Here is a 2,140-nt window from a genome sequence, read left to right as displayed (position 1 = left end):
GGTGCGGCGATCCGACAAGCCCGCTCCCACAATTGGATCTCCATATATCAGGGAGATAGCAATCCGCCTTTGACCTGGCTTCTGCTTCAACCACTCAGGTCGGCTTTCAGGCCGCCGTGCTGTAGATCTTGATCTTGATCTCAGGCGCCCCGTTAACCACGATGTCGGCCCACGGATTCAAGCCGGAGTGCGGGCACACCGAGCCGGAGGCGAGGTGCCGAGTGGAGGGGCAAGAGCGTTTTGCTTACTTTTGCGCTCCACCAAAAGTGAGCCGCTGTAAAAGCGGAACCCATATCAGCAAAAACCCAAACAACGGATATGTACTCAACCCCTCCCAACCCTAGCCATATGAGGCGTAAATACCTAAGCCACACCACCAATGCAACGAATACCCCCCGCCACCCCTCCTATGCTTACAAGTAACCTTTCACGATTACGGGTAACGGGCTTATGACGGCGGCAAACAACGATCACGTAAACTGGCTGGTGCAACAATCAATGCTCAACGCAGCGCGCCAGCGGGCCAAGCTCTACTCAGGCCAGGGCCGCCTGTGGCAGCAACCCTACGCACACACCCGGCCGCGTGACGCCACCGCGTTGTCGTCTGTATGGTTCACCGCCTACCCGGCCTCAATCGTGACGCGCGAAGGCGGCACCGTACTCGAAGCATTGGGTGACGAAACCCTCTGGCACGCACTGTCGAAGATCGGCATCCAGGGCATTCACAACGGCCCGCTGAAAAAATCCGGCGGGCTTTCCGGCACGCGGCACACGCCGACCATCGACGGCAACTTTGACCGCATCAGCTTTGACATCGACCCCGAGCTGGGCACCGAGGCGCAGTTACAGGCCCTCACGCGCATGGCGGCGGCGCATAACGCCGTGATCATCGACGACGTCATCCCGTCCCACACCGGCAAGGGCGCGGACTTTCGCCTCGCCGAGATGGCCTATGAGGACTACCCCGGCCTGTACCACATGGTGGAAATCCGTGAGGAAGACTGGCCGTTGCTGCCCGACGTCACCGAGGGCCGCGATGCCCAGAACCTCAGCCCCGTGCAGGTGGATGCGCTGCGTGACAAACACTACATCGTCGGCCAGCTGCAGCGGGTGATCTTCTTCGAGCCCGGCGTGAAGGAAACCGACTGGAGCGCCACCCCGGTGGTCGTCGGCGTCGACGGCAAGCCGCGGCGCTGGGTGTACCTGCATTACTTCAAGGAAGGCCAGCCGTCGTTGAACTGGCTGGACCCCTCGTTTGCGGCCCAGCAGATGATCATCGGCGACGCCTTGCACGCCATTGATGTGATGGGCGCCAAGATCCTGCGCCTCGACGCCAACGGCTTTCTGGGCGTGGAACGCAAGCTGGACGGCACGGCGTGGTCGGAAAGCCATCCACTGTCGATCACCGGCAACCAGTTGCTGGGCGGCGCGATTCGCAAGGCCGGGGGTTTCAGCTTCCAGGAATTGAACCTCACGGTCGATGACATCGCCGCCATGTCCCACGGCGGCGCCGACCTTTCCTACGACTTCATCACCCGCCCGGCGTATCAACACGCACTGTTGATAGGTGATACCGAATTTCTGCGCCTGATGCTGCGTGAGATGCACAGCCAGGGTATCGACCCTGGCTCGTTGATCCATGCGTTGCAGAACCACGATGAGCTGACCCTTGAGCTGGTGCACTTCTGGACCCTGCACGCCCACGACAATTACCTCTACCAGGGCCAGACCTTCCCCGGCAACATTCTGCGTGAGCATATCCGCGAGCAGATGTACGAACGCCTCGCCGGTGAACATGCGCCGTACAACCTCAAATTCGTGACCAATGGCGTGTCCTGCACCACCGCCAGCATCATCACCGCAGCCTTGGGCATTCGTGACCTGGAGGCGATTACGCCGGCGGATATCGAGCAGATTCGCCAGATCCATTTGCTGTTGGTGATGTACAACGCGATGCAGCCCGGGGTGTTTGCGCTGTCGGGTTGGGACCTGGTCGGCGCGTTGCCGCTGGCAGCCGAGGACGTTGCGCATTTGATGAAAGACGGCGATACCCGCTGGATCCATCGTGGCGCCTATGACTTGGTTGACCTGAACCCCGAGGCGCTGCTGTCGGCCGGGCAGATGCCACGCTCGAAAACCC

Annotated in this window: 1 protein-coding gene; it reads left to right on the top strand. The window is 60.9% G+C overall.

The window, feature by feature from the left end; translation table 11 throughout:
- Window positions 1-450 precede the first annotated feature (450 nt).
- A partial coding sequence (gene treS, locus WBB95_RS08955) for a maltose alpha-D-glucosyltransferase (protein ID WP_424487256.1) occupies window positions 451-2,140 on the top strand: 1,690 nt, incomplete at its 3' end.

It is taken from the genome of Pseudomonas sp., assembly GCF_049645325.1.
Classification (GTDB): domain Bacteria; phylum Pseudomonadota; class Gammaproteobacteria; order Pseudomonadales; family Pseudomonadaceae; genus Aquipseudomonas.
The sequence above is the reverse complement of the archived record's forward strand: the minus strand, read 5'-3'. Positions and strand labels throughout refer to the sequence as shown.